Raw genomic sequence first — 6,918 nt, 5'->3', positions numbered from 1 at the left:
AGAGTCGTGAAGAAAAAGCCAAGCCGATATCCTAGAAAAAACAATGCCGCTCACCTTAAGTGAACGGCATTAGAGCTTGATGCTCCTTTATTTTTTGTTAGTATCAGCCCAACTCTGATGAGCTCGTTTTTAACTTCGTTTTGATAAGCCACCTACTTCCAACTTAAGGTTACACCGCTAGATATGTCACAAACACACGCACAATACCTGCAAGAGATGGGCATTAGCCAATGGGAGCTTATCCACCCTGAGCGTTTGGCGGGCTATGAATCTGAATTGACTCCGCTCTCTAACAATTGCAAGTTACTCTTGGTTTCGCCTGAAAAGCCTCAAGAAGACCTCGCCGTGATGTTTGAGCGTGTACTCAAAAGTATCAAGTTAGACTTATCTCAAGCCTTACATATTCAGCCTCAACACTTATCTTCTATCTCACTCGGTGATGTTGAGTGGGTGTGGTTTGCCGGTTGTGAGTCCGCCCAAGAGCTGAAAGCTAAAACATTACAATCACCATTACTGTCTGACATTAATGGGAATAACCAACACCGCCGCGACTTATGGCAACAAATTTGTGCTTATGACTAATCAATTTTTACCGATTTCACAACAACACCTAGACGCTATTTGGCAGATAGAACAGACCGCCCATTCTCACCCTTGGTCTGAAACGATGATCCGCGATCTCGATAGCCGAGGTGCTTGTCACCATGTGCTTGAAGTCGATGGACAAGTAGTCGGGTATTTCTTCGCGCAGAATATCGTTGGTGAAGTGACGCTATTAAATATTGCTGTGGATCCAAGCCAACAAGGCAAAGGCTACGGTAAAGCGCTGACTGAGCACTTCCTATATATGTGTGAACAAGCGAGCGCAGAAAGTGCTTGGCTGGAAGTGCGCGAAAGTAATGTGAACGCGTTTAACTTGTATGAGAAAGCCGGTTTCAACGAAGTCGATCGCCGCCGCAACTATTACCCAACTAAGCAAGGCAATGAAGATGCGATTATTATGAGCTATCTTTTTATGTCTTTTAGCTAGTCATCTTGTCGCTTTTCGCTAAGCAGAGAATAAGCGACAAAATAGGGTGTAAACTGACCCTTTAGAAAGTGACACGCTTTCTGTATAATCCGCACACAGAATTCAAGGGCAAGTATTATCTACTTGCCCTTTTTACGCTTTAGATCAGCAAAGGGCGACTATGTCTTTCCAACAAGAAGTGAGCAAACGTAGAACGTTTGCAATTATCTCTCACCCGGATGCGGGTAAAACCACGATTACTGAAAAAGTTCTTTTATTCGGAAACGCGATTCAGAAAGCGGGTACCGTAAAAGGCCGTGGCTCTAACCAGCACGCTAAATCTGACTGGATGGAGATGGAAAAAGAACGTGGTATCTCGGTAACTACGTCGGTAATGCAATTCCCATACAATGATTGCCTAGTAAACCTACTAGATACTCCAGGACACGAAGATTTCTCGGAAGATACGTACCGTACACTAACTGCGGTTGACTCTTGTTTGATGGTTATCGATGCGGCGAAAGGTGTCGAGGATCGTACTCGTAAACTAATGGAAGTAACACGTCTACGTGATACGCCAATCGTAACGTTTATGAACAAACTTGACCGTGACGTTCGTGACCCGATGGAAGTGCTTGATGAGGTAGAAAGCGAGCTGGGTATGGCTTGTTCTCCAATCTCATGGCCAATTGGTTGTGGTAAAGAGTTTAAAGGTGTTTACCATATTCACCGTGATGAAACGATCTTGTACGAATCTGGCCACGGTCATGAGATACAAGAAGTACGTATCATCAAAGGTCTAGACAACCCTGAGTTAAATGAAGCGGTAGGTGACGATCTTGCTGAAAGCGTACGTGAAGAGCTAGAGCTTGTTATTGGTGCTTGTCCTGAATTTGACCACGACTTGTTCCTTGCTGGTGAACTAACGCCTGTTTACTTCGGTACTGCACTGGGTAACTTTGGTGTTGACCATATGCTAGATGGCCTAACGAAGTGGGCACCTGCACCGCAAACTCGCCAAGCGAATGAGCGTGATGTAGTCGCGACAGAAGAGAAGTTTTCTGGCTTCGTATTTAAGATTCAAGCAAACATGGATCCTAAACACCGTGACCGTATCGCATTCATGCGTATTGTATCGGGTACTTACAACCAAGGTATGAAGATGAACCATGTTCGTACTGGCAAGAACGTAAGTATCTCTGATGCGGTAACCTTCATGGCAGGTGACCGTGCGCGAGCTGAGAAAGCGTACGCGGGCGATATCATCGGTCTGCATAACCACGGCACAATCCAGATTGGTGATACCTTTACTCAAGGTGAAAGCCTGAAGTTCTCTGGTATTCCAAACTTCGCACCTGAGCTATTCCGTCGTATTCGTCTACGCGATCCACTGAAGCAGAAGCAACTTCTAAAAGGCTTGGTTCAGCTTTCAGAAGAGGGCGCTGTGCAAGTATTCCGTCCAATGCAGAACAACGACCTGATTGTTGGTGCAGTTGGTGTACTTCAGTTCGACGTGGTTGTAGCGCGCTTGAAAGCAGAATACAACGTAGAAGCTATCTACGAAGGTGTTAACGTTGCAACAGCTCGCTGGGTTGAGTGCGACGACGCTAAGAAACTGGAAGAGTTCAAACGTAAGAACCAATCTAACCTAGCGCTAGATGGCGGTGATAATCTGTCTTACATCGCACCTACTATGGTGAACTTGAACCTAGCTTCTGAACGTTTCCCTGACGTTCAGTTCCGAGCGACGCGCGAGCACTAATTACTCCGCGCTCTATTCGAGTTCAACAAAAACGTCTATTGTTCAGCAATAGGCGTTTTTTAATGCGTGCTCTTTAAGGTTGGAAGCGTGAGGTTAATATGTTCGGTTGGATAAAAGTTTGGATTAAGAAATACGATAAGTGGTGCGAGGAGCTTGGTTTAACACCTGAGAATAAGCGCAGCTGTGTGACTCAAGGACAACAAACAGAGAGTGGGGAAGATGACACCAGAATTAAGTGATTTTCCGCTATTTGATACCCATTGCCATGCGGACTTTGACGTCTTTGATAACGCTTTTTCGGTTGAGGAAAGTATTGGTGGTTACCTAAAAGAAGCCAAACAAGCCCAAGTTGAGAAGTTACTGATCCCCTCTATTGGTCAAAGTAACTGGAAAAAACTCGATGAAATCGCTCAATCTCACCCCAATATTTACTACGCATTAGGCTTCCATCCTTACTTTTTAGATCAAGCGGATTCGGTGCAATTTGAAGAGCTTCATCACTTACTCGCTTCAAAAACACGTCAGTGTGTGGCCATTGGCGAGTGTGGATTGGACTTTTTTGTGGACGTTGAACGAGAGAAACAAGAGCACTTTTTCATCCAACAAATGGAGCTTGCGAAGGCATTTGAGCTGCCTTTAATCATCCATGAGAGGAAGTCATACAACCGACTTATTGAGCTAATAAAGCAGCATAAGTTCACCTTAGGCGGTGTGATTCACGGCTTTTCTGGGAGTGAACAGCAGGCTTTGGCGTGGATCAAGCTCGGTTTCTATATTGGCGTCGGTGGAACGGTAACTTACCCAAGAGCGCAAAAAACACGCACAACCATCGCGAAACTGCCCCTTGAATACCTAGTGTTGGAAACGGATGCTCCGGATATGCCCATCTATGGAAACCAAGGAAATGTTAATCATTCCAAACATTTAGTTACGATATTAAATGAACTTTTTTTGCTTAGAAAAGAACCAAAGCAATCGATTGCAGCACAAATTTGGCAAAATAGCCATCGTGCATTTGGTATATGTGAATAAAATCGAAGGTTTTTGTTTATCGTTTGCGTAAATTACATCTTTAGTGTGAGCGTGATCACACTTGAGCGTGAATGGTACATGAATCTTATGCGAAAGTGTGAGGATGGCATTACTTTATTGGTGGTCGCATGAGTATAATTGCCCCCGCTTTATAGCCCCATTTTGTAACACGCCAATAAATAACTAATAAGGAAGTCATAAACCATGAGCCTGTTTATGAGCCTAGTCGGAATGGTTGCACTGATCGCAATCGCAGTCCTACTATCTGACAACCGCAAAGCTATTAATATCAGAACAACGGGTGGCGCTTTCGCTATCCAATTCGCACTTGGTGCATTTGTACTTTACATCCCTTGGGGTGTTGACCTACTTGCAGGTTTCTCTGCTGGTGTAGGAAACGTGATCGACTACGGTAAAGACGGTACTGGTTTTCTATTTGGTAGCTTAGTTAACTTCTCTGTTGACGGTATCGGTTTCATCTTTGCTTTCCAAGTTCTACCAACATTGATTTTCTTCTCTGCACTTATCTCTGTACTTTACTACATTGGTATTATGCAATGGGTTATCAAGATTCTTGGTGGCGGCCTTCAGAAAGCACTAGGTACTTCTCGTGCCGAGTCTATGTCTGCAGCAGCAAACATTTTCGTTGGTCAAACAGAAGCCCCTCTAGTTGTTCGTCCATTTGTTCCTAAAATGACTAACTCTGAACTCTTCGCAGTAATGTGTGGTGGTTTGGCTTCTGTAGCGGGTGGTGTACTAGCTGGTTACGCATCTATGGGTGTGCCTCTAGAGTACCTAGTTGCAGCGTCATTCATGGCAGCACCTGGTGGTCTACTATTCGCTAAAATCATCAAGCCTGAAACTGATAAGCCAGACGACAACATCACTGACGAAATGGACGGTGGTAACGATAAACCAGCGAACGTGATCGACGCAGCAGCAGGCGGCGCATCAGTTGGTCTACAACTGGCACTTAACGTTGGTGCAATGCTACTTGCATTCATCGGTCTAATTGCTCTAATCAACGGTATCCTAGGTGGCATCGGTGGTTGGTTCGGTATGGAAAACCTAACGCTAGAACTGCTTCTAGGTTGGATCTTCGCACCGCTAGCATTCATCATTGGTGTTCCATGGGAAGAAGCAACTATTGCTGGTTCTTTCATTGGTCAGAAGACAGTTGTTAACGAATTCGTTGCATACCTAAACTTCGTACCATACGTTGGTGAAAACGCTCAAGTTGTTGCAGCAACGGGTCAAGTGATGTCTGAGAAGACTCAAGCTATCATCGCATTCGCACTATGTGGTTTCGCAAACCTTTCTTCAATTGCGATTCTTCTAGGTGGCCTAGGTGGTCTTGCACCAAGCCGTCGCCACGACATCGCACGTATGGGTGTTAAAGCGGTAATTGCTGGTACTCTATCTAACCTGATGGCAGCAACAATTGCTGGCTTCTTCCTATCTTTCTAATTAAGTAGATTAGATTATATAGACGCCACTTTAATATCGCCCCGTAGCAAGAAATTGCTGCGGGGCTTTTTTGTTTTTAGGCCTGTTGAATCTGAATAGAAGTTTGATTCTATGGTGGGCCTAGAATGTTTTTTTGAGATACAAACCGTTTGCGTTCTAAGGCGCACTACAATTTATTGATGGATAGCTATAATGTATAAGCTGAGAGATAGGATGTCTCTTGTTGGCAAGAAAGTAACCGCTTGGATTCGTCCGTGGTTATTGTTCTGGGATTAAGCCAAACTTAGCGATACGCTATAGATGTTAGACACAACATGACTGATTTGTTGTGCCATAGACCAAACTGGTACTGTGCGGTGACAAGGATTGCAATTGGTAGCGAAAGTTATCAAGTCTTCAGGGAACCAAGTCCGTTCATTTGTGACTACTGAGCATGACTAAAATATCCATCTATACTGGATGGAGGGCGAAGTAGTTAACTATTTGAATATATTGATCGGAGATAGAAATGAGCGATTTAAAAGCAGCAGCTCTACGTGCACTTAAACTTATGGACCTAACGACGCTAAATGACGACGACACAACTGAAAAAGTTGTAGCGCTTTGTCACGACGCGAAGACTGCGGTAGGCAACACTGCTGCAATCTGTATTTACCCTCGCTTTATCCCAGCAGCTAAGAAAGCGTTGCGTGAGCAAGGTACTCCAGAAGTACGCATTGCGACTGTAACTAACTTCCCTCATGGTAATGACGACATCGAAATTGCTGTTGCAGAAACAAAAGCAGCAGTAGCGTACGGCGCAGATGAAGTTGACGTAGTATTCCCATATCGTGCTCTTATTGCTGGCAACGAAGAAGTTGGCTTTGAGCTAGTTAAACAGTGTAAAGAAGCATGTGGCGACATCACACTGAAAGTAATCATCGAAACTGGTGAGCTTAAAGAAGAAGCACTGATCAAGAAAGCATCTCAAATCTGTATCGAAGCAGGTGCAGATTTTATCAAAACTTCAACAGGTAAAGTGCCAGTAAACGCGACCCCAGAGTTCGCACGCATGATGCTTGAAGTTATCCGTGACATGGGCGTTGCTAAAACAGTTGGTTTCAAACCTGCTGGTGGCGTGCGTACTGCTGAAGATGCAGCACTATACCTAGCAATGGCTGATGAGCTACTAGGCGCTGAGTGGGCAGACAACATGCACTACCGTTTTGGTGCTTCAAGCCTACTAACTAACCTTCTTAATACATTAGAAGTGACAGACCAGACTGCTGATCCAGCAGCATACTAATTTACTCGTCATATTTGACGCAGCAGCGTTGTTGACTGCGTAAGTTCATCCTAATCACATAGAGCCGCTATGCTCATAGGAATGAACTTCGATTTTCTATCAAGAGAATAGTCGCCTAGCTGCAACGCCAAATATTTAGAGTATTGAACATAATAAGTCTGTTTGATGGAGTGGCGTTAAGCCACTCCATATTACCTCTTTATCCTACAACCATACTCGCTCAGAGTTTGGGAGGCACTAATGTATCTACCTCAAGAAATTATTCGCAGAAAACGTGATGGCGAAGTCCCCCCCTCTGGCAGGATAGTTGTCACTGTTAAAATTTACCCAGCATGGGCGGTAATGAGTGAACCTTGTCTCGTA

At 44.4% G+C, this 6,918-nt stretch carries 7 protein-coding genes; all 7 read left to right on the top strand.

Annotated elements, in window-relative coordinates; all coding sequences use genetic code 11:
* The first annotated feature begins 183 nt into the window (after positions 1–183).
* Entirely contained in the window at positions 184–582 is a 399-nt protein-coding gene (locus Q1A70_RS18180) for a DNA polymerase III subunit psi (protein WP_299694967.1), read from the top strand.
* Entirely contained in the window at positions 575–1,030 is a 456-nt protein-coding gene (gene rimI / locus Q1A70_RS18175) for a ribosomal protein S18-alanine N-acetyltransferase (protein ID WP_299694964.1), read from the top strand. Before Q1A70_RS18180 ends, rimI begins: the two co-directional genes overlap by 8 nt.
* A 160-nt stretch (positions 1,031–1,190) precedes the next feature.
* On the top strand, positions 1,191–2,771 hold the full coding sequence (gene prfC, locus Q1A70_RS18170; protein ID WP_299694961.1) for a peptide chain release factor 3: 1,581 nt from the start codon (positions 1,191–1,193) through the stop codon (positions 2,769–2,771).
* A 98-nt stretch (positions 2,772–2,869) separates the two neighbouring features.
* Positions 2,870–3,010, top strand: a complete 141-nt coding sequence (locus Q1A70_RS18165; RefSeq protein ID WP_299694958.1) for a DUF5363 family protein — start codon at positions 2,870–2,872, stop codon at positions 3,008–3,010.
* Positions 2,991–3,803 carry a TatD family hydrolase gene (locus tag Q1A70_RS18160; RefSeq protein ID WP_299694955.1) on the top strand — a complete coding sequence of 271 codons (813 nt, stop codon included), beginning with the start codon at positions 2,991–2,993 and terminating at the stop codon, positions 3,801–3,803. The genes Q1A70_RS18165 and Q1A70_RS18160 overlap by 20 nt, the downstream gene beginning before the upstream one ends.
* Positions 3,804–4,007: 204 nt before the next feature.
* Entirely contained in the window at positions 4,008–5,270 is a 1,263-nt protein-coding gene (locus Q1A70_RS18155; RefSeq protein WP_299694952.1) for a NupC/NupG family nucleoside CNT transporter, read from the top strand.
* A gap of 508 nt (positions 5,271–5,778) precedes the next feature.
* The gene (gene deoC, locus Q1A70_RS18150) at positions 5,779–6,555 is read left to right on the top strand and encodes a deoxyribose-phosphate aldolase (protein WP_299694949.1); all 777 of its coding nucleotides are present in this window, start codon (positions 5,779–5,781) and stop codon (positions 6,553–6,555) included.
* The last annotated feature ends 363 nt before the right edge of the window (positions 6,556–6,918 follow it).

Source organism: uncultured Vibrio sp. (genome assembly GCF_947488985.1).
Lineage (GTDB): Bacteria > Pseudomonadota > Gammaproteobacteria > Enterobacterales > Vibrionaceae > Vibrio.
This window is presented reverse-complemented; position numbering and strand designations above follow the sequence as displayed.

Coding starts and splice junctions, on each gene's coding strand:
- Q1A70_RS18160 (WP_299694955.1), top strand. CDS start 2,991: ATGACACCAGAATTAAGTGATTTTCCGCTATTTGATACCCATTGCCAT.
- Q1A70_RS18155 (WP_299694952.1), top strand. CDS start 4,008: ATGAGCCTGTTTATGAGCCTAGTCGGAATGGTTGCACTGATCGCAATC.
- Q1A70_RS18180 (WP_299694967.1), top strand. CDS start 184: ATGTCACAAACACACGCACAATACCTGCAAGAGATGGGCATTAGCCAA.
- prfC (WP_299694961.1), top strand. CDS start 1,191: ATGTCTTTCCAACAAGAAGTGAGCAAACGTAGAACGTTTGCAATTATC.
- Q1A70_RS18165 (WP_299694958.1), top strand. CDS start 2,870: ATGTTCGGTTGGATAAAAGTTTGGATTAAGAAATACGATAAGTGGTGC.
- rimI (WP_299694964.1), top strand. CDS start 575: ATGACTAATCAATTTTTACCGATTTCACAACAACACCTAGACGCTATT.
- deoC (WP_299694949.1), top strand. CDS start 5,779: ATGAGCGATTTAAAAGCAGCAGCTCTACGTGCACTTAAACTTATGGAC.